Raw genomic sequence first — 23407 nt, forward strand, 5'->3', positions numbered from 1 at the left:
ATGACCCTTGGGCAGGCGGTGCAAGGTTAACGCAGCCAGTAAGCGCACACAAAGGGTTACCTCGAAGGCCTCAGTTTCGTTGCGAAAGCGCCGTAAAGCCGATGGAGACTTCGGCAAAAACGATCATCAGGCCGCCGAACCGAAGCACGGCTCCCATCCCCCCGATCCGATGTCGATGCTCCACGCCACGAGGGTTCCCATCGATCGCGGCAGGTGGAGTGCGATATGCCTTCAAGAAGAAAAATGAACACGCTCAGACTTGGCGGCGTATGCGTTGCCGCGTTGTTGCTTGCGCTGTCTCTGGCCAATGAATCGTCCGCACAGGAAGGGGTTCCAGCCGGCCCCGCTGGCAATCCGACCCTGATCGCCACGCAGATCGTGGAAGCGTTCGACCATCTGTTCCGCGGTCCACGCGCGGGTGTGCGAGCGGTGCACGCAAAGGGATTGCTTGCCGAAGGCACGTTCGTGCCCACCGAACACGCCGCATTGCTGAGTCGCGCGGTCCATTTCCAAGGCCCCGCCATTCCGGTCGTCGTGCGTTTCTCGAACTTTTCCGGACTGCCCGCGATTGCAGATAACGACGCCATGAGCAACCCTCGGGGCATGTCGATCAAGTTCTTTCTGCCCGACGGCGGCGATACCGACATCGTGGCGCATTCCTACAACGGGTTTCCCGCGGCCACGCCCGAAGACTTCCTGAAATTCCTGCGCGCGCTGGGATCGCCGGATCCGTCAGAAATCAACCGCTTCCTGCATACGCATCCGGCAGCACAGGCCTTTGCGGCCACGCCGTCCCTGGCGCCTCAAAGCTATGCGCGTGAAGCCTATTACGGCGTCAACGCCTTCCGGTTCACCAATGCCGCGGGCGTGAGTCACTATGGGCGTTACCGGCTCGAGCCCGTGGCAGGCACCGGCTATCTGTCGGCAGCGGAGGCTGCCGGTCAACGCCCCGACTACCTTGCGCACGAACTGCATCATCGCCTCAGGGCCGGGGCGGCCCAATTCAGGATGATGGTACAGATCGCCCAGGCAGGCGATTCGGTGCTGGACGGCTCGACGCCCTGGCCTGACGACCGTCCGGTCGTCAACGCCGGGACCCTGACGCTCCGGCATGTCGTGGCGGATGGCGCGGCAAGGCAGCGATCCATGCTGTTCACGCCACTGAGCCTGGTCGCCGGGATTTCTCCGTCGGCCGATCCCATGCTCGTTGCACGTAATCGTGCCTATCGAGTGTCCAACGTACGTCGGAACCCCAGCCACGGCGCTGCTGCACATCCATGATGAATCCCGGACACCTGCCTGCTCCATTGCCACGACACACGGCCCCGACCCGTGTCGGCCTGATGATTGCCGCCGTGATCTGCATGGGTGCCGTGACCGCGGCGCAGCCGCTGACGGTCATGCAAAAGAACCGTCAGTTCGACCAGGCCAACGTGCGTGTCGTGGCGGGCGACACCGTCAACTTCACCAACGAAGACGAGTTTCTGCATCAGATCTATGTGTCGTCATCGGGATTCAATTTTGATTCCAACGAACAGGCGCCCGGTGACGTGGTGACGGTGAAGTTTCCCGTTCCGGGCGAATTCGATGTGCTGTGTGGCATTCATCCCAGAATGCGTCTGCACGTCAGCGTCGGCAAGTCTGCCGCAACGAAGCGTTGAACGTATCACCCGGTCAACCAGGCATCACAAAGAATCGTCATGTCTATCCGTTTCAAACTGCTTGTGGGATGCCTGAGCCTCACACTGATCACCCTCTTGCTTGGCGGTTTCATGCAGCGATCGCAAAAGGAAGTGGGCGCGATGGCAACGCAGATCTACGACGGGACCTTCATGGCCGTCAGTTATCTGCGGGCATCCCAGAATGGCTTGATGGCGATCAAGACGGCGTACCTGCAGCAGGCATTGGGGGTCCCGGGTCAGGCGTCCGCTTCCAGCAGCCCCCTTGCCGCGTTCAAGCCCGCCATCGACGACGTGCTGGCCGATCTGGAAGTCGCGCGTGACAGAGCCATGTCGGCGGAAGCCAAGGATGCCGCCGGCAAACTGCGCCAGCGAGTGGAGGCGTTGGCTGTTCCGTCCCGGCAGTCCGGCCTGTCGCTGGCGGAACTGGACGCCATCCAGAACGGGTTCGATACGCTGGTGGAAATCTACGCGGGCGACGGATTCCGGTACCGGAAGAACGTCGGCCGGCTCGTTGACGAGTCCGAACGCCAGACGTGGATAGCGATCGGTGCATCGGTTCTTCTGGCCCTGGCGATCACGGTCTTGCTCAGTCGCTCGATCATTCCCACGCTTCGCAATGCGGTACGTATCGCTGCCTTGATCGCAAGCGGCAAACTGGACAATGCCATCGACACGCGCAGCGGTGGCGAGGCCGGACAACTGCTCTCGGCGCTGGCCGCCATGCAGTCCAGCATTGCCGCCAATCTCGAACGCATCAATGGATTGATGGCCAGGCAGGTCACGGCCCACGCAGACGAACTGGCCGTCCAGAACAGCCGCTTCCAGGCAGCACTCAACAACATGACGCAAGGCCTTTGCCTGTTCGATGCGTCTCACCGTCTGATCGTTTTCAATCGGCGGTTTGCCGAAATGTTCGGCACGCCGGAACTGGGCCGGCTGGCGGATGAAATCACGACCGATGCGGAGTTGATGCCCTTGCTCAGCCGCAGCCCGGTCATCGCGCTGTCGCATGACTTGTCCGACGGAAGGGTCATCGCGGTATCGCGCCAGCAGATCGCGACCGGCGGATGGGTGGCGACGTATGAAGACATCACCGAACGCCGGAAGATCGAAATTAAGCTTGCCCACATGGCTCGCCACGATGCCCTGACCGGCCTGCCGAATCGGGTGCTGTTCCGCGAACACATGGAACAGACGCTCCGTCAGCAACCGCGCGACACGGGGCTGGCCGTTCTCAGCCTTGACCTGGACGGTTTCAAGAACGTGAACGACTCATTGGGGCATCCCATGGGGGACGCGTTGCTGCAAGCAGTTGCCGAACGTTTGCGCGGCTGTACGCGGGAAACCGATCTCGTCGCCAGGTTGGGGGGCGATGAATTCGCCATCATCCAGAAAGACGTTCCGCAGCTGGCCGACACGCGGGCCCTGGCCAATCGGATCGTCGAAGCATTGAACGCGCCGTTTGAAATCGATTCGCAGCTGATCCAGATTGGCGCGAGCGTGGGCATTGCGACCCTCAAGGATGTCCTGCCCGCACAAGGGCCGCTTGCCGCGGACCTGTTCCTGAAAAGCGCCGACCTTGCGCTGTATCGCGCCAAGTCCGAAGGGCGCGGCACCTATCGGTTCTTCGAGGCCGAAATGGACGCGCTGCACGAGGCGCGGCGCAGCCTTGAAGTCGCGTTGCGCGTGGCGCTGGAAAGACAGGAGTTCGAGCTGTTCTACCAGCCCTTGGTCAACACGGCGCAACAGGAAATCTCAGGCTTCGAAGCGCTGCTGCGGTGGAACCATCCGCAGCGCGGCGTGGTATCGCCCATGGATTTCATTCCCGTGGCCGAAGAGCTTGGACTCATCAAGCACATCGGCCGCTGGGTACTTCACGAGGCCTGCAGGGAAGCGGCGGGTTGGCCAGAGAACGTCAACATTGCGGTGAATCTGTCGTCCATTCAATTTCGCAACCACGATCTCGTTGGGGATGTGGCGAGCGCGCTGGCCTTGTCGGGTCTGGCACCCAACCGGCTCGAACTGGAAATCACCGAATCGCTTCTGCTGCAAGACAACGCGGCGGTCCTGGCGACGCTGCATCAACTTCGCAAGCTCGGGGTCAGCATTTCCATGGATGACTTTGGAACGGGCTATTCGTCGCTGAGCTATCTGCAGAAGTTTCCGTTCGACAAAATCAAGATCGACCAATCGTTCATCCAGCGATTGTCCGAACAGGACTCGGTATCCATTGTGCGGGCCGTGATCAGCCTGGGAAGGTCGCTGGGCATGTCCATACTGGCCGAGGGCGTGGAAACCGCGGAACAGCTCAAGGTGCTGCAGGCTGAAGGATGCTGGGACATCCAGGGCTATCTGGTCAGCCCGCCCAAACCCGCGCTGGATACCATCGGTCTGATCGACCGCTACTGTGTGGGTGTTTCGGCATAGTCCGGCTTCGCGCCACACGGCGGGTGCAAGTCGTCAACCCGGCCCTGCGCTGCAGCTGCCCTCAGGCCGGCCCCGCCAATTCCAGCACCTGTTCGAGCAGGTCGGGCAGCGAATAGGGCTTGTCGAACACTTTCGCGAACAGTTCAGGGTGACGGCGCGCCAGGGCGCCCTGCGCGCCGCTGACCAGGATGATGGGCAGGTCCTGGTATTCCGGACGCGCCTTCAGGTCCTGGGCGAGTTCCAGACCCGTCATGAGCGGCATCATGAAGTCGGTAATGACAAGGGCCGGGGGTGACGCCAGGATCAGGTCGAGCGCCATCTTGCCGTGATAGGCGAGCACGACCTCGTACCCTTCGTCTTCCAGCGCGAAGGCAAGGACGTCTACGAGCAGGCTCTCGTCATCGACTACCACGATCTTGGTCATAAGATGCCGGCTCCGCCCTACTGAACCTGGGGAACCGGCGCGCGCGGCTCGTCCGGAGGCGGGTTGGTGACGTCGAATTTGCCGCACATCTGCAGGCCACCGTGGCCGACGGCGATCTCGTACATCGACGCTGGATAGAAACCATCGCGTATCTTGAGAATGCCCAGGACACGGCGCAGGTCCGCACCCGCGGGGTGTTGCTTGAGCAGGAACAGGTTGTCGACGATGCCCGATATTTCGGGTGTCGGACTTTCTGCGCGCAAACCGAACAGGTTGCGCGTTTCCCAGGTTGCAACGACGGTGGCGCCGCGGCCTTTCAGCTCGTTGCCGAGCGCCGAGAAGAATTCGACGACACGCGTCTTGTCGATCATGGTGCGTTCAAGGGCGCTGTAGCCGTCGATGACGATGCGCGACGCGTTGACCGCAGCGACAGCGTCAAGCAATTCGTAGGCGATCCTGTCCACCAGGCTTTCGGTCAGCGGGCACCAGATCAAGGTGACCGCCTTGGTTGCCACCATCGATTCCAGATCGATGCCAATGGCGGTGGCCTTGCGGAACAGCCGCTGTGGCGATTCGGCAAAACTGAGCATCACGGCCGGACGTTCGGGCGTGGCAAACTTGAGGAACGACAGGCCAAGGGTTGTTTTGCCGGTGCCCGAGGGTCCCATCGCCAACGTGACCGACGCTGCGGGAATGCCGCCGCCGATCAGGTCGTCCAGCCCGTCAACGCCACTGGCCAGCCGGTCGGGCGGGGCGGCGTCCAGCATGGACGGGCGGGACAGCAACGCTTCCAACCGCGGAAAGACGGCCATGCCGGCCTGCGTGATTTCGTAGTGATGCAGCCCCGACAACGCACCGCTGCCACGTGATTTGGTGACTTGCAGACGGCGCGACGTGCGGGCGCCGGCAAAGTCTTCGTGCAATTCGACCACGCCATCGACCATGGTGTGTTCAGGGCTGGCGTCGCCGGGCTGGGCGCTGGTTAGCAGCAGGATCGTGCAGCGGGAAAACGCGGCGTTGGCCTGCAGTTCGGCCACGAAGGTCTTGACGTCGAGCGAGTCGTCGGCGGCATCGCGGGCGGTCAGCAGGCCGTCCACCACCAGCATGGTCGGATTGCGCCGCGCCATCTCCTTGCGCAGCATGGTCACGACGGCGTCCAGTCCTTCCGACCGCAGCGTCTGGAACAGGCTGACGTAGGTCATGTTGCTGCCGACGTACTGGGCGTCGTAGAAGTCCAGCGTGGACAAGGCTTCGAACAGGCGTTCGTGCGATTCCGCCAGTAGCGTCACGTACATGACGCTGTTGCCATCCCGGGCTTGCGCAAAGGCGATCTGATTGGCCAGGATGGTCTTGCCAGCGCCGGGCCGGCCGCGCAGGATGTAGGACGCCCCTTCGACGAATCCGCCGCACAGGATATCGTCAAGACCGGGAACGGTACTTTTCAGGCGCTTCAAACGGTTCACCACGTCGTCATTCCTCAATCGTCATGCGCACCGGCGATGCACGCATGGGTAGTACGGCGTCAAGGGAAAGGCAGGCGCCGTCAGGCGCGCTGCATGTCCGATGCTTCATGGAAACCTTTGGTCTGGAACCGATGGGACGCGCCGCCGCGCGGGTCGCAGGGGGCACGCGGTGCGAAAAAGTCGGTGCCCGTGCAGGGCGCCACGACCGGTGCTCATCGGTGGATAGTAGCGTGAGTCCTTACTCTGTCGCTATGGCATTTGGTAACGACTTTAGGGCGGGTCACCGCAATTCGAACTCGGCCTGCTGCACGTTCTGCGAATCCAGCCCGATCTGCACGGCGAACCGGCCCGCTTCGGCCACCTGCTGCAGGCGGGCATTGAAAAACTTCAGGTCGTTTTCGTCCAGGGTGAATGTGATCGTGCGGCTTTCGCCCGCCTTCAGGGACACCTTGCGGAAGTCCTTCAGTTCTTTTTCCGGGCGCACGACCGATGCGGCTTCGTCATGGATGTACAGCTGCAGCACCGTTTCGCCATCCCGGGCGCCCGTGTTGCGGACCGTGACCGATGCGTCCACCTTGCCCTTGCGTGCCATGACCGGGGCCGACAACGTAATGGGCGAGACCTGGAAATCGGTGTAGCTCAAGCCATAGCCGAAAGGGTAGAGCGGGCCGTTCTTTTCTTCGAAGTACTGCGAGGTGTAGTTGCCCGGCTTGCCTTCCACGAACGGCCGGCCGACGCGCAGGCGGTTGTAGTACGTCGGGATCTGTCCCACCGACCGCGGGAACGACACCGGCAGCTTGCCCGACGGGTTGTAGTCCCCGAACAGCACGTCGGCAATCGCATGGCCGCCTTCCGTGCCGCTGAACCAGGTTTCGAGCATGGCGTCGGCGTTGGCCTGTTCCCAGGTCAGCTCGAGCGGCCGGCCGTTCATCAGCACCAGCACCAGCGGCTTGCCGGTGGCCTTCAGCGCTTCGAGCAAGGCGCGCTGGCTGGCCGGAATGTCCAGGCGCGTCCGGCTGGACGATTCATGCGACATGCCGCGCGATTCGCCCACGGCAGCCACGATCACGTCGGCCTCTTCGGCCACCTTGACGGCTTCGGCGATCATGTCCGCCGGCGAGCGCTTGTCCTGGATGATTTCGGGATTGTCGCTGTCCAGGTAGTTCAGATATTCGACGATGCGTTCGTCGTTGGTGATGTTGGCGCCTCGCGCATAGACCACGCGCACCTTGTCGCCCGCCACGTCCCGCAGGCCCTGGCGCAGCGTGATCGCCTGCCTGGCGACCCCAGCCGCCGACCAGCTGCCCAGGATGTCCAGCTGCGAATCGGCCAGCGGGCCGACCAGGGCGATCGTGCCGCTCTTTTTCAGGGGCAGGGTCTGGTTGCGGTTTTCCAGCAGCACCATGGACGCGCGCGCCACCTGGCGTGCCGCGGCACGGTGCAGGCGGCTTTCGGCGTTGACGTCGGCCGGATCGTTCGCGGCCACGCCAATGCGGCGGTACGGGTCGTGGAACAGGCCCATGTCGTACTTGGCGCCCAGCACTTCGCGCACGGCATTGTCGATCTCGCGCATCGACACGGCGCCGGACTTGATCAGTCCGGGCAACTCCTGCAGGTACAGGGCGTCATGCATGCTCATGTCGATGCCGGCCTTGATGGCCAGGCGGGCGGCTTCCCGGTTGTCTTGCGCGACACCATGACGCACGAGTTCGGTGATCGCGCCGTGGTCACTGACCGTAACGCCTTTGAAGCCCCAGTCCTTGCGCAGCAGGTCGTGCATCAGCCAGGTGTTGGACGTGGCCGGCACGCCGTTGATGGAGTTCAAGGCCACCATCACGCCGCCCGCGCCAGCGTCGATCGCCGCGCGATAGGGAGGCAGATAGTCCTGGTACATGCGCATCGGGCTCATGTCCACCGTGTTGTAGTCCCGGCCGCCTTCCACCGCGCCATACAGCGCGAAGTGCTTCACGCTGGCCATGAGGCTGTCGCGGTTGGCGGCGGACGTGCCCTGAAAGCCCCGCACGGTCACTTTCGCGATTTCCGACACCAGGTGCGGATCCTCGCCAAAGCCTTCCGACGTCCGGCCCCAGCGCGGGTCGCGGGAGATATCCACCATGGGCGCGAAGGTCATGTCGATCCCGTCGGCGGACGCTTCGATGGCGGACGTGCGCGCGCCCAGGGCAATCGCGTCCATGTCCCAGCTCGATGCCTGCCCCAGGCTGATCGGAAACACCGTGCGATGGCCGTGCACGATGTCATAGGCAAAAAGATCGGGATGCCCAGGCGGCTGTGTTTGACCGCGGCGTCTTGCAGGGGGCGGTTTTCGCTGGGGGTGACGGTATTGAAGGTCCCGCCGATGCGGCCGGCCGCGATCTCCTGAAGGATGCGCGGCTGGGGCATTTCCGTGCCGATGCTGATCAGCCGCAACTGGCCGATCTTCTCGTCCAGCGTCATCTTCTTGATGAGCCCGGCAATGAAGGCCGGCTTGTTGTCGAGCAGCGGAGCCGGGGTGGCGGCCAAGGAAGGAAGGCTGACCAGACTGGCGACGATCGCCAGCGAACACAACATTTTCATGAGGCGACAATCTCGGGTGGCAGGCCGTCGTGCCCGGGGCCATCCAGGCCCCGGCGCGGCATGCACGTTGATGCGGTGACGTGCGGACCTGCCTGCATAAGGCGGGTGGGGCAACGCGTCGATCGATCGGCCGCCTGTTCGTCTTGGCGGCGGCCGGACTGCCCTATTGTAGATGCGCCACCTGGCGAGCGCGTCCTTACGTGCTCAGCCGCGGCCGCGCGGCTTCATCTGCTATGGTTTACCCGCGGCGGCGGCCCGGCATCGTGATACTTTGCGGATGGCGGACGGTCGGCTGTCCGCGTTCCATCGCAAATTTCTGGAGATTTCCGTGGTCTTTTTTGCCATCAGAGCTTCCGTGCGTCGTCCTTCGGTGCTGGCGTCGATAAGCCTTTCATGTCTTGGCCTGTTGCTGGGCGCCGCACAGGCCCATGCCTTCTCGCTGGACGACGTGACTGCCAAGGCCAAGGCGCTGGTGGACAAACCGTACGCCGCGCCGGCCAGCAATCTGCCGCCGGTGTTCAGCCGCATGCAGTTCGCCGACTATATGAAGATCCAGCCGCGCGCCGACAAGGTGGAGTGGAAAGACCTCGATACGCCGTTCAAGCTCAGCTTCTATCACCAGGGCATGCACTTCAACACCCCGGTGCGCATCAGCGAGATCACGCCGCAGGGCGTGCAGGAAATCCGCTACGACCCCGAACGCTTCCATTTTGGCGACCTGCACTTCGACAAGGACCAGACAGCCCGGCTGGGGTATGCGGGCTTTCGCGTGCTCTATCCGATCAACCAGAAAGACAAGCAGGACGAGATCATGAGCGTCCTGGGGGCAAGCTACTTCCGGGTGATCGGCAAGGGGCAGGTGTATGGCCTGTCGGCGCGCGGATTGGCCATCGATACGGCGCTGACCAGTGGCGAAGAATTCCCGGCCTTTCGTGAGTTCTGGATCGAGCGCCCCAAGCCGCAGGATCGCCAGCTGGTGATCTACGCCCTGATGGACTCGCAGCGCGCCACCGGCGCCTACCGGTTCACGCTGCGCCCCGGTGACGACGCCGTGCTGGACGTGCAATCGCGCGTCTTTTCGCGCAGCAACGTCAACAAGATCGGCATTGCGCCGCTGACCAGCATGTTCCTGTTCGGACCGAACCAGCGCACCGACAGCACGCAAAACTACCGTCCTGCGCTGCATGATTCCAACGGGCTGGCCATCCACACCGGCGACGGGGAATGGCTGTGGCGTCCGCTGAACAATCCGCGCGACCTGGCCGTCAGCACCTTTCGTGTGAACCAGCCCAAGGGCTTCGGCCTGCTGCAGCGCGGCCGGGAATTTTCGCGCTACGAAGACCTGAAAGACCGTTACGACCTGCGCCCGAGCGCGTGGATCGAGCCGCAAGGCGATTGGGGCAAGGGCCAGGTCGAACTGGTCGAGATCCCGACGCCCGATGAAACGAACGACAACATCGTGGCCTTCTGGACGCCGGATGCCAAGCCCGCCAAGGGCCAGCCCATGCAGTACGACTACCGCATGCACTGGACCATGAACGAGCCGGCGCTGATCGACAAGGACATGGCCTACGTGAAACAGACCCTGCGCACCGCGGGCGAGATCACGCAGGCCAACCTGATGCGTCATCTGGACGGCAGCGTGGGCCTGCTGGTCGACTTCGAAGGCGCGTCGCTGGCCAATCTGCCCGCGGACGCCGCGGTGCGGCCCGTGGTCAGCTACAGCGGCAATGCGGAGATCCTGCATCAGTCGCTGGAACGCAATCCGGTCATCCGCGGCTATCGCATCAATCTGCGGGTCAAGGTGAACGATCCTTCGCAGGCGGTCGAACTGCGTGCGGCGCTGGCGCAGGGCGACAAGGTGTTGAGCGAGACCTGGAGCTACCAGATCCCGCCGAACTCGGTCACGGTGGGGCGATAAACGGCGGGCCGATCGGCTACAGCAACCAGTCGATCGGCAGCCATGACAACACCCGGATGGCCGCGCGTTTCAGCAATCCGGTGTTCGGTTCCGAGTCCCAGCGAACCTGCTTGCCGTCGTTGTAGCCCAGCCAGTACAGGTCGCCCTTGTCGTCCAGCCGGACTTCGTAGGAGGCTTGCGGAATCTTCTCTTCGAAGGCCTCATGAATGGCTTTGGCCAGATTGGGGTTGTCGATCACAAAGCCCAGTTCGGTATTGAGCTTTTCGGATCGCGGGTCGAAGTTGTACGAACCCACGAACATCCGTTTCTGGTCGACCGCAAACGTCTTGGCATGCAGGCTGGACCCCGAACTGCCGAAGGGACCGCCGACATCCGAAGGCTCGGTGCCCGGCTGGCGCCGCATCTCGTACAGGGTGATGCCGGACGCCAGCAAAGCCTTGCGGCGTTTGGCATACCCGGCATGCACGGGCGCCACGTCGGTGGCTTCCAGCGCATTGGTCAGAATGCGCAGCTTGACTCCGCTGTCCGCCATCTGCGTGAACGCGACCGTGCCATTCTCGGCCGGCACGAAATACGACGACACCAGGTCCAGGCTGTCGCGCGGCGTGTCCAGCAACTGCAGCAGCCGCGGCATCATCAGCTTGTTGTCGGGCGCTTCGCCCAGGCCCTTGCGCGGATCGTCGCTGACCATCCGCACCTTGCTCCACTGAAAATCGATCTTGCCTTCGTACAGCGTGTCGAGCAGGCGGGATTCGTCGCGCGCCTTGCGGTAGCGATTGGCCTGCGCGTTGTCGTCGGCCAGTGGGGGCAGGGCTTCGGCCAGCGGCACCGGCTTTTGGAGGCCAGGACGCGGTTGACGGGATAGGCCGACAGGCTGGCCCAGTACCGGTCGAAGTCTTTCGACAGGTCCGGCACCACCGCGCCCACCGCGATCACGTCCAGGTCGGCAAAGACCACGTCGTCCGTCGCGCCGAAATACTCATCGCCGATATTGCGTCCGCCGATAATGGTGGCCTGGTTGTCCACCGTGAACGACTTGTTGTGCATGCGCCGGTTGGCGCGGTCAAAGTGCGTCAGGTAGCCGATCGCCTTGGGGGACCGGACCGTGAACGGATTGAACAGCCGCACCTCGATATTCGGATGGCGGTCCAGCGCGGCCAGGGCGTCATCCAGGCCTGCGGTGCCATTGTCATCCAGCAGCAGCCGCACCCGCACGCCGCGCTCGGCGGCCTCGTGCAGTGCCTGCAACATCAACGTGCCCGTCGCGTCCTTGTGCCAGATGTAGGACTGGACGTCCAGCGTGCGCTCGGCGCCGCGCACGAACAGCATGCGCGCGGCGAATGCTTCGCGGGCATCCGCCAATGGGCTGATGCCGGTCAGGCCGGGGTGGGCGGACGCGGCGGCGGCAAGCGACCGGCCGATGCGGGTCGTTGCGCCTTCGGCCGCGCTGATGGCCTGCGATTCGGGGCGGCCTTCCTGGGAAGGCAGAGCACAGCCGCCCAGGGACAGGGCGGCTGCCAGCAGCACGGCGGTGCAGCTGGCACGCCACCCGCCTTCAACGACAAATCCGCGGCCTGCGGGCAGGCGCGACAAGCCCTGTCCGGTCATGTGAGGCTTCCCGACCGGATGGGCAAAACAAAGACGGCAATGAGCATTCAAAAAACCTGAAAAGAAACGGTGCGAGCCGGCCCGGGTCGAGGTGCGCAACGGCTACGCTGCCCCCGTCAGGCGCGGGATAGCCTTGCTAGCGGAAGCTGCCGCCCACGATGCGGCCCTGGTTATCCATCTGGGCGAAATAGCGGCTGTTGTTGTTCCGCATTTCCATCGTGGCGATGTCTTGCGGCAGCACCAGCTGCACGTCGGGATACATGCGCCGGAAGCCCGACGGCGTTGGCCGCGTTGCAATGAAGTTCTGGAAGGCGCCCACGTTCGACACGTAGCCCCGGATGGGCTGCGGTTCGGCCAGCGAAACACTGCTGCCGCAGGCGGACAACGACAACATGGCCGCAAGCGCGGCGGAAACGATAAGCAGGCGAGGCATGGCGGCGGGACCTTCTGGGGGGTGGCCTTCGCTATGGGCGAAGTCGGGTGGGGTCACTGTCGGATGAGCCATTATGCCTGCGCCGGATGATGGGGGGAATCGGCCAATGGGGGAGTGGGAAGATGGGCTTGCGCCACTGCCTGGATGGTGTCGATCACCACTTGAACGGCGGCCGCCGGACGCGCACCCGCCAGCAGGATCATCCCGACGGGGGGCATGCGAATGGGCAGGTCCAGGTCCAGAATGCCCAGCAGATGCTGCGCGGCGTAGTGCTCGGCCACATGCAGGGGCATGGCCGCGATCCGGTCGCCACGCGCCAGCAGGATCTGCATCAGCAGCAAGGACATGGTTTCGATGCGGGGCATGGGCCGGTGCACGCCATGGGCCAGCAGCATGGCGTCCAACTCCCGCCGCAGCGGCGCCAGCTCAGGCGGCAGGATCCAGCGCGCATCCACCAGGTCCTGAAAGCCGATGCGTCCGCGCGCGATCAGCGGGTGCGTGGGGCTGGCGACCAGGCAGACCGGCTCCTGGTACAGCACGTGATGCGTGAATTGCGTCGTGTGGACGTCGCCGGTCAGGCGGCCCAGCACCAGGTCGAGTTCGCCACGGGCCAGCGCAGGCAGCACGGTGTCGCCGCCGCCTTCCACCAGCGTCACCACCAGATCCGGTGCGGTCTGCGCCAGGGTATCCAGCATGCGCGTCACCAGCATGGGAATCGCCACCGGCAACGCGCCGATGCGGACCCGGCCCGTGGCGCCGCGCGCCATCAGGTGGGCTTCGGCCACCGATTCCCCGACCGAAAACAGCAGTTGCCGCGCCCAGCGGATGGCCGACGCGCCCGCGTCGGTCGGCGTGACACCTCGAGGGTGGCGTTCGAACAGGCGCGTGCGATACAAGGTCTCGATCTCCTGCAAGAGCTTGCTCGCCGCCGGCTGCGTCAGGTTCAGCCGTGGCGCGGCGTGATGGATGTTCCGGGTTTCGCCCAGGGCATCCAGCAATTCCAGGTGCCGCAGCCTGAGGCGGGACAACAGTCGCGAGTCGAGTTGCGGGTGCATGGACGGACGCCTCGGAATTCCTGCCGGTTATCGATGGATCAGCATAATTCATTAGTAGGGAATACCGATGCCACCGATACTTTTCACACGCCTTTCAAGGAGCTGCTTGTGAAAATCACCATGCTGGGTACGGGCGCCGCGTTGCCCGATCCCGATCGCGGCCAATCCGCCATCCTCATTTCCCTCGATTCCGGCAAACATTACCTGTTCGACTGTGGCGAGGGCGCGACCCGCCAGATGGTGCGGGCCAACGTGAACCCGGCCGATGTCGGCGTGGTGTTCCTGACCCACCTGCATCATGATCACATCGGCGACTTTCCCTACTTCGTGATCTCGAGCTGGATGATGAACCGCAAAGGATCGCCCGTGCTGCTGGGGCCGAAAGGCACGCGCAACTTCGCCCGCCATCTGTTTGAAGACGGCGCATTCCACACTGACTTCGCGGCGCGTTCGGCCTACCCCTTGCGCCAGGCCAATATTGAAGCCGTGCGGCCCGATGTGCGCGAGATTTCGCCCGGCCTGGTGTTCGAGGACGACGAGGTCAGGATTCACGCGCTGCACGTGGACCACATTCCCGAGCACATCTGTGAATGCTTTGGCGTGCGGTTCGAAGCCGAAGGCAAGGTCGTGGCGTTCAGCGGCGACACCAAGCCGTGCGATGCCATGGTCGAACTGGCCCGCGATGCCGACCTGATGATCCACGAATGCACGTTTCCGGAATCGTTCATTGCGCATCGCGCCAAGACAGGCGTGGGCATCTACGCCCACACCAGCCCGACCGAACTGGGCGTGATCGCTGCCAGGGCGGGCGCCAAAAGCGTGGTGGCGACGCACTTCGGACATTTCGATTCCACGAGCCCAGTGCTCAAACGCGCCGCCGGCCACCACCTGCCGGTCGACCTGATGGGCCCGCATCTGATGGACGAAGTGGCGGCCGACATTCGCAAGAACTATCACGGGCCCTTGCGCCTGGCGCATGACCTGATGCGCATCGATCTGTAGCCGCAACGAGCGGGCAGCGGCGTCCTGCCGCTGTGCCCGGCCGCCGCGTCCTGCTGCTGTGCCCGCCGCGGCGTCCCGCTGTGTCCGTCCTTGCCCCGTCACTCTTGGGAGTCGTCATGAAGCCATGTTCATTGCCCCGCGTGCTGGCCTGCGCGACAGGGTTCCTTATGCTTGCCGCCGCGTCCTCCGTCCTGGCCGAGTGGCCTGAACGGCCAGTGCGCGTGATCATTCCCTACGCGGCGGGCGCGGCGGGCGACATTGCCTTTCGCGCCTTGTCTCCTGCGCTGTCCGCGCGCCTGGGGCAGCCGGTGGTCATCGACTACAAGGCCGGCGCGGGCGGCAACATCGGCACGGCCGAAACGGTGCGGGCCAGGCCCGACGGCTACACGCTGGTGCTTGGCGCAACCAACAACTTCGTGATCAACCAGTACCTGTACAAGGACATGACGTTCGATCCGCTCAAGGATCTCGTGCCGGTCACACGGGTGGCCGACGTGCCGTCTGTCGTGTTCGTGAATGCCTCGGTGCCTGCCACGTCGTTTCGTGAATTCGCGGCCTATGCCAAGGCGCACCCGGGCAAGTTGAATTACGGGTCCCCGGGCGCTGGGACGGCGCCCCATCTGTCGGCGTTTGCCTTGTCCAACGCCATCGGAGCCGCCATGGTCCATGTCCCGTACAAGGGCGCGCAGCCTGGTGTGACAGGGCTGCTGTCGAATGACGTGCAACTGTTCCTGGTGGGCTATGGCGTAGCCGGTGCGCATCTGGCCTCCGGCCGCATTCGCGCATTGGCGGTGGCCGGCTCGCAGCGGCTGCGTGCCTTGCCTGATGTGCCGACCCTGTCGGAGGCGGGCGCGCCCGAGGGCGTGCTCAGCAACTGGTGGGGGCTCGCCGCACCGCGCGGCACCCCGCCCGAGGTCGTGCGCAAACTGGCCGATGCCGTCCGCCACGCCAAGCGCGATCCGAAAGCGCGCGAGACCCTGGAGGCGCAAGGATTCGTGCTGACCGACGACACACCCGCGACCTTCGCGGCGCAATTGGCGACGGAAGCCGCAACGTGGCAGGACATTGTTGCCCGGTCGGGGGCGACGGTGGAGTGAGTGCAGGCGGGTCGCTCAGGTAAACTTGAAGACCCTCTCCAGGGCGCTGCCGGCCACCCGCAGCCCGCCATCACCCATGCGCATCCGTCCCGAATCCGTCGCCTTCATCTTTCTTCTTGCGGTGCTGTCCGCGTTGCCCGCGCTGGCGACTGACATGTCCTTGCCGGCGTTGACGCAAATCGGCGCGTCGCTGCAGGTATCGCCCTCACGGGCCGCGCTCACCCTCAGTGTGTTCCTGGTCGGCTTTGCCATCGCGCCCATTGCGTACGGACCCCTGGCGGACCGGTACGGGCGGCGGCCGGTGCTGCTGTTTGGCAGCACGCTGTTCACGCTGGCCAGCGCCGCCTGCGCCATGGCGCCGACACTCGAAGCCCTGTTGGCCTTTCGCGCGATCCAGGGCGTCGGCGCGGGGGCCGGCATGGTCATGTCCCTGACCATCGTGCGGGACCTGTTCGAAGGCCAGTTCGCGCGGGCCAGGCTGTCCTATGTGGCCACGGTGCGGATCGTGGCGCCGATGATCGCGCCGACCCTGGGCGGCTGGGTGCTGGTGATGTTCGACTGGCGCGCCATTTACCTATTCATGACGATCGCCGGGGCGGTCGTGACCCTGGCGGTCTACCTGGGCCTGCCCGAAAGCAGGCCGGCATCGACCATGCTGAAAAGCCTGTCGGTGTCCGCGCTGGCCAAGACCTACAAACGGGTCATCAGCCACCCGGTGGCGTTCGGCAACGCGGCCGTTAACGCGCTGACCTTTGGCTGCCAGTTCGCGTACATCACCGGGTCGCCCTTGCTGATGATGGAAACGCTGGGCATGTCCGCGCAGGGCTTCGGCCTGGTGTTTGCCGGCACGGCCTTTGGCATCATGCTCGCGTCCATCCTGAACGGCCGTCTGAATACGCGTGGCGTGTCGCCGCACCGGTTGCTGAAGGTGGGGCTGGGGCTGTCGAGCGGAACGTCACTGGTACTGGCCATCATGGCCTTCACCAACACCTTGCCGCTGGCGCTGTTGATTCCGGTGCTCATGGTCAACACGTTTTCGTTCGGACTGATCGCGCCGAACGCGTCCCATGCGGCGGTCGAGCCGGTGCCGGAAGCGGGCGGGGTGGCGTCGGGCGTGGTGGGCGCGCTGATGATGAGCGTGGGCGCGGTGTCCGGCTCGCTCGTGACCTTCTTCTACGACGGCCATACGGCCCGGGCCATGATGGGCGTGATGCTGGGCTGCGCCCTGCTGGCGCTAAGCATCTACACGTTCTGGGTGCGCCCGCACGACAGGCGGTGGCGGGCGGCAAAGGCGGCGGAGCCGGTGGCGGCCACCCATGCTGGGGGAACGACGAGCGCCCGCTAAGGCGTAAACGTTGCGTCAGATCGTCGTACGAATGCGCAGCGCCACGAACGTTCGGCAACGCGCTGCATCAGCGTTTCACCGCAGAACGAACCCGCCGACCTTGCCATCGCGCGCCACGTTCAGCGTCCCGATGATGTCGTCACCGTTATCCTTGAACGAAATCTTCCACAAGGAAAACTCGTAGCCCTGCTGCTGATACTGCGTCAGGCGGTCGGCGGTATAGCCGGCCTGCAGACGCGGGCTCAGTTGGGTCGACACCGCATCAAACGCCGCCTTGTCCAGTTTGCCAAAGTTCGCGTTCCCAAGGCCCACGAACTGCTGATAATCCTTGGCCTGGATCGCGGCAAGCAGCGACATGACAATGCGATCTTCAAGCTGCGGCGTGATGGCAACCGGCGCGCTGTTGGAAGACGACCCCGAAGCCGATCCCGAAGACGACCCCGCCGCAGGTGACCGCGCCGGTGCCGCGGCCTGCGCCGCAAACGCTGCGGAAGACACCAGGCAGGCGCCCGCAAGAAGGCAAGCACTCACAGCGCCGCGCAGGACAGTCATCATTCTTTTCCTTCGGACAGTTGTCGCGCGGCAATGCGCCGCAGGCACTCGTGCGCCGTGCCAATCACCACATGGGCGCTGCTGCACGCCAGCATCAGGTTCAGGTTCATGCCGAAGTCCTCGACCAGCATGCCCGCATCGTCGATTTGAGGGCCTTGCAGCACCGGGTCCGTCTCGGCCCACTGCTCCACCAGATTGCGGGGTTCGCTGGTGTAGACCCAGATCTGTTTGCCCAAGGCCGCCGCATAGCCCACTTCGAACGCCGTGCCCGAGTCCGGCTCGCGTCCGCGAAAGGGATTCAGGTTCGCCATGATGGCGTCGCAATCGCGGATCATGGCCACGTTCGCTTCGTAGATCGCGCGCGCGGCGTCCGGGCCCGACAGGCCGGTCTTCAGCTCGTTATCGAGCGGAAAGCACCCGGTCAGGCCCAGTTCATTGCACAGGGTCTGCAAGCTGCGTCCGAACGCCGCCGCGTCGGGCCGAAACACATCGGGCCCGGCAAGATAGATTTTCATGCCAGTCTCCGTGTCGGGCGCCAGGAACAGGCGGCAGGGGATACCGCCATAGCGGATCGGGCTGCGTCAGACCACGCCGGCGTCAGCCAGCATCTGCTTCAGTTCGCCTGTGCTGTCGAGTTCGGCAATGATGTCCGAGCCGCCTACGAATTCGCCCTTGATGTACAGCTGGGGAATCGTCGGCCAGTTCGAAAATTCCTTGATGCCCTGGCGGACCTCGGCGTCTTCCAGCACGTTGACCGTGGTCAGCTGCTTCACGCCATTGGACTTCAGGAACTGGATGGCCTTGCCCGAAAAGCCGCACTGCGGAAACTGCGCGGTGCCTTTCATGAACAGGACGACCGGATTGTCGGTCACGGTTTCGCGCAGAAATTCTTGTACGTCGCTCATGGCGAACCTCACGTGCTAGAAAATGGAATAGAGAGTGAATACATCGATTATAGGTATCCGCCGGAAATCCGTTCGATGTCCGACAAGTCCCGGCGGCTGCCAACTCGCTGGAATCCGGCCGCCACCAGCAGCTCGCGCACGGCGGCCGCCTGGTCCCAACCATGTTCCAGCCAAAGGCTGCCCCCGGCATTCAGATACGGCCGCGCGCCGGCAACAAGGATCCGCAAGGCATCCAGGCCATCGCAAAAATCCGTCAGCGCCTGCCGCGGTTCAAACCGCAAATCGCCCTGATCCAGGTGCGCATCGCCCGACGAGATATACGGCGGGTTCGACACGATCACGTCATAGACCGGGGGCAGGCTGGCCGAGTTCAGTGCGTCGAACCAGCTGCCCAACCCGAAGCGCACGCGTGCTTCCAACGATATGGCGTTGTTTTGCGCCACCGCAAGGGCGTCAGCGCTCACATCGGTGGCAGCCACGTCGGCATCCGGCCGCGCCAGCGCCAGCGAAATCGCGATGGCGCCGCTGCCAGTGCCCATGTCAAGCACGGCAGGGCGGATCTTGCCTTCCAGATCGGCCAGGGCGGTTTCCACCAGCACCTCGGTATCGGCGCGCGGGATCAGCACCGACGGCGTTACCTGAAAGGTGTGCCCCATGAACTCTTTTTCGCCCAGCAGATACGCCACCGGTTCACCGGCGCGCCGCCGTTCGGCCAGTTGCTGGTAAGCGCTGACCTGTTCCTCGGTCAGCGGATCGGTGTCATGCGCGATCAGCCAGGCCCGATTCACCCGCAGCGCATGGCCCAGTAGCACCCGGGCTTCCAGCACCGGCAGTCCGCTGGCGGCAATCAGCGAGCGGACATCGGCAGCCGCCACGGCTTACTCGTCGCCCAGCGCGGCCAGCAGCTCGGCCTGGTGTTCCGACGCCAGCGCGGCAATCACTTCGTCCAGGTCGCCATCCAGCACGTTCTGCAGCTTGTACAGCGTCAGGTTAATGCGGTGATCGGTAATCCGGCCCTGCGGGAAGTTGTAGGTGCGGATACGTTCCGACCGATCCCCCGACCCCACCAGGCTCTTGCGCTGCGCGGCTTCCTTGGCCTGGCGCTCGCGCACTTCCTTATCCTTGATCCGCGCGGCCAGCACCTTCATGGCCTTGTCCCGATTGCGGTGCTGCGACCGGTCGTCCTGGCACTCCACCACGATCCCTGTCGGCAGATGCGTGATCCGGACGGCAGAATCCGTCTTGTTCACGTGCTGGCCGCCCGCGCCGCTGGCCCGGAAAGTATCGATGCGCAAATCCCCCGCATTGATGTTGACCTCGGCCACTTCATCGGCCTCGGGCATGATCGCCACCGTGCACGCCGACGTGTGGATGCGGCCCTGCGTTTCGGTCGCGGGCACGCGCTGCACCCGGTGCCCGCCCGACTCGAACTTCAGCCGGCCGTAGGCGCCATCGCCCGCGATACGCACGATCGCCTCCTTGTAGCCGCCCAGCTCCGATTCGCTTTCGGACATGACCTCGACCTGCCAGCGATTGCGCTCGGCAAAACGGGTATACATCCGCAGCAGGTCCCCGGCGAACAGGGCGCTTTCGTCGCCGCCCGTGCCGGCGCGCACTTCCAGGAACAGGCTGCGGCCATCGTCCGGATCGCGGGGCAGCAGCAACACCTGCAATTCCGACTCGAGCTGGGCCAGCCGCTGCTTGCCGCTCTTCAATTCGTCTTCGGCCAGGCCCTTCATGTCCGGGTCGGACAGCATCTGCTGCGCCGTCGCCAGGTCGTCTTCGGTGCCCGTGTACGCGCCGAACGCCACCACCACCGGCTCGAGTTCCGATCGTTCGCGCGACAGCTTGCGGAAGGTGTCCATGTCCTGGGCCGTATCGGGATCGGCAAGCAAGCCGTCCAGTTCGGCAAGGCGTCGAGTCAATTGCTCGAGCCGGGACCGCATCGATGCTTTCATTGAAGGCTAGTGGTCGTTACGCGAAGCGCGTGACGTGAAGAGGCGCGGCAACAAGGCCAGCAACTGCTTGCGGTCAGCGCCGTCGCTATGGTTTAGCGCGGCCAGCGGGCCGTGAAGATACTTCTGCGTCAGCCCATGGGCCAACTGCTCCATGACCTGCTCCGGATCGTCACCCCGCGCCAGCGCCTTGCGCGCCCGGTCGAGTTCGGCGGCGCGCACGGCGTCGGCAGTCTGGTGCATGTACTGAATGACGGGCACGACTTCGCGCGAGTCCATCCAGTGCATGAAATTTTGTACCCGCGTTTCGATGATCGCCTCGGCCTGCGTCACGGCTGCCTTGCGTGCATCGGTCGCGGTCTGCACCAGCCGGCCCAGATCGTCCACCGAATACAGGTACACGTCATCCAGCCGGCCGACTTCCGCTTCGATATCACGCGGCACGGCCAGGTCCACCATCACCATTGGGCGATGCCGGCGTGTCTTGGTCGCCCGTTCCACCATCCCGAGTCCGAGGATAGGCAAGGAACTGGCCGTACTGGACACAATCACGTCAAATTCGCACAACCGGTCCGGCAATTCGCTCAGCCGCATCGCGCCCGCCGAAAACTTCGACGCCAAGGTTTCGGCGCGTTCCACCGTACGGTTCGCCACCACCATCTTTTTTGGACGGTGGGCAGCAAGATGGGTCGCACAGAGCTCGATCATCTCGCCCGCGCCGATCAGCAGCACATTGCATTCTTTCAGGTCGCCGAACACCCGTTCGGCCAGCCGCACCGACGCGGCCGCCATCGACACCGACTGCGACCCGATCGCCGTCTGCGACCGCACTTCCTTGGCCACCGAAAACGTCCGCTGGAACAGCTGGTGCAACAAGGTGCCCATCGACCCGGCATCTTCGGCCGCGCGTACCGCGTCCTTCATCTGACCCAGGATCTGCGGTTCGCCCAGCACCATCGAATCCAGCCCACTGGCAACCCGAAACGCATGGCGCACCGCATCGTCCTGCATGTGCCGATACAAATGCGGCTGCAACTGGCTGGTATCGAACTGGCGAAAATCCGCCAGCCACGCCGGCAACTGCTCGGCCACGCGCGAATCGGCCGCACAGTAGATCTCGGTCCGATTACAGGTGGACAGAATCGCCGCTTCCGTCACCGCGCCGCCAAAGGCCGACCGCAAGCCCGCAAGCGCCGGCTGCAGCAACTCGATAGGCAGCGACACACGCTCGCGCACCGAGACGGGGGCAGAGACGTGATTCAGACCAAAGGTAAGGACGTCGACAGACATGGCGGGGTTCAGGCGCCGCTTGACCAGCGGCTTAGCCATCCATTATAGGGCAGCACCTGCGCAGGACCGAATTGTATTGGGCGAACAGGGCAATAGACCGCGGCTATTGGAAATCTTCATGACCATCAAGGCGTCTACGTATATACCCATATTGGTGCATTGATGGGGATGGTTCATGATCCAATGTGGTGCGCCGTAGGTAGAAACGCGGTGAACGTGAACTGTCGGAGACTCCCAACGCATGATCGATGAAAAGCTGCAGCCCATCCTGAACGAAGTCATGAACCGCAACGCTGGCGAACAGGAATTCCATCAGGCCGTCAAAGAAGTCCTGGAAAGCCTGGGCCGCGTGATCGCCAAGCGGCCTTACTACGCCGACAACGCCCTGATCGAACGGCTGTGCGAACCCGAACGCCAGATCATCTTTCGCGTGCCGTGGATCGACGACAGCGGCCAGGTCCAGATCAACCGTGGCTTTCGTGTCCAGTTCAACTCGGCGCTCGGCCCCTACAAAGGCGGCATCCGCTTCCACCCGTCCGTCAACGTCGGCATCATCAAATTCCTGGGCTTTGAACAGACCTTCAAGAACGCCCTGACCGGCATGCCCATCGGCGGCGGTAAAGGCGGGTCCGACTTCAACCCCGTGGCCGGTCCGACCGCGAAGTCATGCGCTTCTGCCAATCGTTCATGAGCGAACTGCATCGCCACCTGGGCGAATACACCGACGTGCCCGCCGGCGACATCGGCGTCGGCGGCCGCGAAATCGGCTACATGTTCGGGCAATACAAACGCCTGACCAACAAATACGAAGCCGGCGTGCTGACCGGCAAAGCCCTGTTCCACGGCGGATCCCGCGCCCGCCGCGAAGCCACCGGCTACGGCGCCACCTACTTCGTCGAACGCATGCTGGCCACGCGCGGCGACACCTTCGAAGGCAAACGCACCGTCGTCTCCGGATCCGGCAACGTCGCCATCTACACCATGGAAAAAGTCCTGGAATTCGGCGGCGTCATCGCCGCGTGCTCCGACTCCAACGGCTACGTCGTCGACGACAACGGCATCGACCTGGACCTTGTCAAAGAGATCAAGGAAGTCCGCCGCGGCCGCCTGTCCGAGTACGTCAAACTGCGCGGCGCCGGCGCCCACTACATCGAAGACGGCTCCATCTGGGACGTCCCCTGCGCCGTCGCCATGCCCTCCGCCACGCAAAACGAACTGACCGGGCGAGACGCAAAACGTCTGATTGCCAACGGCGTGATCGCAGTCGGCGAGGGCGCCAACATGCCGTCCACCCCCGATGCCGTGAAGCTGTTCCAGGACGCCGGCGTGCTGTTCGCGCCCGGCAAGGCAGCAAACGCCGGCGGCGTCGCCACGTCGGCACTGGAGATGCAGCAGAACGCGTCGCGGGACAGCTGGACGTTTGAAAAGACCGAGACGCGGCTGGCCGAGATCATGCGGTCCATTCATGATCGCTGCGCCGAGACGGCGGACGAGTACGGCGCGCCCGGGGACTATGTGCTGGGGGCGAACATTGCCGGGTTCGTGCGGGTGGCGGAAGCGATGGATGCCTTGGGGGTGATCTGACGGCGGCTGCGTTCTGATCACGATGGATCGATTGCCGTTTTGACGGCCGCAAAAAATCGTGTATTATTTCGTGCTGTTCAGGGCGCAGCG

General features: G+C 64.0%; 17 protein-coding genes and 3 pseudogenes. 8 read left to right on the forward strand and 12 right to left on the reverse strand.

Going from position 1 to position 23407, the window contains the following annotated elements; translation table 11 throughout:
• Window positions 1–243 precede the first annotated feature (243 nt).
• Genes ACNANG_RS15255 through ACNANG_RS15265 form a run of 3 tightly spaced genes read left to right on the forward strand, consistent with a single transcriptional unit; the run spans window position 244 to window position 4109 of the window.
• Window positions 244–1281 (forward strand): catalase family peroxidase, encoded by a 1038-nt coding sequence (locus ACNANG_RS15255; protein ID WP_420223686.1) that lies wholly within the window; start codon window positions 244–246, stop codon window positions 1279–1281.
• Window positions 1282–1307: 26 nt separating this feature from the next.
• Window positions 1308–1661: a cupredoxin domain-containing protein gene (locus tag ACNANG_RS15260; RefSeq protein WP_420223687.1), complete on the forward strand. Its 354-nt coding sequence runs from the start codon at window positions 1308–1310 to the stop codon at window positions 1659–1661.
• A gap of 39 nt (window positions 1662–1700) precedes the next feature.
• Window positions 1701–4109 carry a putative bifunctional diguanylate cyclase/phosphodiesterase gene (locus tag ACNANG_RS15265; protein ID WP_420223688.1) on the forward strand — a complete coding sequence of 803 codons (2409 nt, stop codon included), beginning with the start codon at window positions 1701–1703 and terminating at the stop codon, window positions 4107–4109.
• A gap of 61 nt (window positions 4110–4170) precedes the next feature.
• Here the strand turns inward: ACNANG_RS15265 and ACNANG_RS15270 are convergent, their stop codons facing one another.
• The 3 genes and pseudogenes from ACNANG_RS15270 to bglX form a co-directional block, all read right to left on the reverse strand.
• Window positions 4171–4533 carry a response regulator gene (locus tag ACNANG_RS15270; protein WP_420223689.1) on the reverse strand — a complete coding sequence of 121 codons (363 nt, stop codon included), beginning with the start codon at window positions 4531–4533 and terminating at the stop codon, window positions 4171–4173.
• A 17-nt stretch (window positions 4534–4550) separates the two neighbouring features.
• The gene (locus ACNANG_RS15275; protein ID WP_420223690.1) at window positions 4551–5999 is read right to left on the reverse strand and encodes an RAD55 family ATPase; all 1449 of its coding nucleotides are present in this window, start codon (window positions 5997–5999) and stop codon (window positions 4551–4553) included.
• Window positions 6000–6276: 277 nt separating this feature from the next.
• A pseudogene (bglX, locus tag ACNANG_RS15280) lies at window positions 6277–8564 on the reverse strand (beta-glucosidase BglX).
• Window positions 8565–8925: 361 nt separating this feature from the next.
• On the opposite strand from bglX, the gene ACNANG_RS15285 reads away from it, so the two are divergent.
• A complete protein-coding gene (locus tag ACNANG_RS15285) occupies window positions 8926–10491 on the forward strand; it encodes a glucan biosynthesis protein G (RefSeq protein ID WP_420223691.1) in 1566 nt (521 codons plus the stop codon).
• 16 nt (window positions 10492–10507) lie between these two features.
• Here the strand turns inward: ACNANG_RS15285 and ACNANG_RS15290 are convergent.
• The 3 genes and pseudogenes from ACNANG_RS15290 to ACNANG_RS15300 form a co-directional block, all read right to left on the reverse strand.
• Window positions 10508–12099 (reverse strand): annotated as a pseudogene (locus ACNANG_RS15290) (phospholipase D family protein).
• 136 nt (window positions 12100–12235) lie between these two features.
• Window positions 12236–12532: a hypothetical protein gene (locus ACNANG_RS15295; protein WP_420223692.1), complete on the reverse strand. Its 297-nt coding sequence runs from the start codon at window positions 12530–12532 to the stop codon at window positions 12236–12238.
• 71 nt (window positions 12533–12603) lie between these two features.
• Window positions 12604–13587 (reverse strand): LysR family transcriptional regulator, encoded by a 984-nt coding sequence (locus tag ACNANG_RS15300; protein ID WP_420223693.1) that lies wholly within the window; start codon window positions 13585–13587, stop codon window positions 12604–12606.
• A gap of 108 nt (window positions 13588–13695) precedes the next feature.
• Between ACNANG_RS15300 and ACNANG_RS15305 the strand changes: the two genes are divergently transcribed.
• The 3 genes from ACNANG_RS15305 to ACNANG_RS15315 all read left to right on the forward strand — a co-directional run bounded on the left by ACNANG_RS15305 (window position 13696) and on the right by ACNANG_RS15315 (window position 17031).
• Window positions 13696–14589, forward strand: coding sequence for an MBL fold metallo-hydrolase (locus ACNANG_RS15305; RefSeq protein ID WP_420223694.1), 894 nt, complete (start codon window positions 13696–13698; stop codon window positions 14587–14589).
• Window positions 14590–14705: 116 nt separating this feature from the next.
• Window positions 14706–15686, forward strand: a complete 981-nt coding sequence (locus ACNANG_RS15310; protein WP_420223695.1) for a Bug family tripartite tricarboxylate transporter substrate binding protein — start codon at window positions 14706–14708, stop codon at window positions 15684–15686.
• A gap of 25 nt (window positions 15687–15711) precedes the next feature.
• On the forward strand, window positions 15712–17031 hold the full coding sequence (locus ACNANG_RS15315; RefSeq protein WP_420223696.1) for a multidrug effflux MFS transporter: 1320 nt from the start codon (window positions 15712–15714) through the stop codon (window positions 17029–17031).
• Between the two features lie 75 nt (window positions 17032–17106).
• Here the strand turns inward: ACNANG_RS15315 and ACNANG_RS15320 are convergent, their stop codons facing one another.
• The 6 genes from ACNANG_RS15320 to hemA form a co-directional block, all read right to left on the reverse strand.
• On the reverse strand, window positions 17107–17586 hold the full coding sequence (locus tag ACNANG_RS15320; RefSeq protein ID WP_420223697.1) for a hypothetical protein: 480 nt from the start codon (window positions 17584–17586) through the stop codon (window positions 17107–17109).
• Window positions 17583–18098, reverse strand: coding sequence for a nucleoside 2-deoxyribosyltransferase (locus ACNANG_RS15325; RefSeq protein ID WP_420223698.1), 516 nt, complete (start codon window positions 18096–18098; stop codon window positions 17583–17585). Before ACNANG_RS15325 ends, ACNANG_RS15320 begins: the two co-directional genes overlap by 4 nt.
• Before the next feature lie 66 nt (window positions 18099–18164).
• On the reverse strand, window positions 18165–18488 hold the full coding sequence (grxD, locus tag ACNANG_RS15330) for a Grx4 family monothiol glutaredoxin (RefSeq protein WP_420223699.1): 324 nt from the start codon (window positions 18486–18488) through the stop codon (window positions 18165–18167).
• Between the two features lie 47 nt (window positions 18489–18535).
• A complete protein-coding gene (prmC, locus tag ACNANG_RS15335) occupies window positions 18536–19363 on the reverse strand; it encodes a peptide chain release factor N(5)-glutamine methyltransferase (RefSeq protein ID WP_420223700.1) in 828 nt (275 codons plus the stop codon).
• Between the two features lie 3 nt (window positions 19364–19366).
• Window positions 19367–20446 carry a peptide chain release factor 1 gene (gene prfA, locus ACNANG_RS15340; protein ID WP_420223701.1) on the reverse strand — a complete coding sequence of 360 codons (1080 nt, stop codon included), beginning with the start codon at window positions 20444–20446 and terminating at the stop codon, window positions 19367–19369.
• A 6-nt stretch (window positions 20447–20452) separates the two neighbouring features.
• Entirely contained in the window at window positions 20453–21733 is a 1281-nt protein-coding gene (gene hemA / locus ACNANG_RS15345) for a glutamyl-tRNA reductase (RefSeq protein ID WP_420223702.1), read from the reverse strand.
• 241 nt (window positions 21734–21974) lie between these two features.
• On the opposite strand from hemA, the pseudogene gdhA reads away from it, so the two are divergent.
• Window positions 21975–23317, forward strand: a pseudogene (gene gdhA / locus ACNANG_RS15350) (NADP-specific glutamate dehydrogenase).
• Window positions 23318–23407 lie beyond the last annotated feature (90 nt).

This window comes from Pigmentiphaga litoralis (assembly GCF_048632615.1).
GTDB classification, from domain to species: Bacteria; Pseudomonadota; Gammaproteobacteria; order Burkholderiales; family Burkholderiaceae_B; genus Pigmentiphaga; species Pigmentiphaga litoralis_B.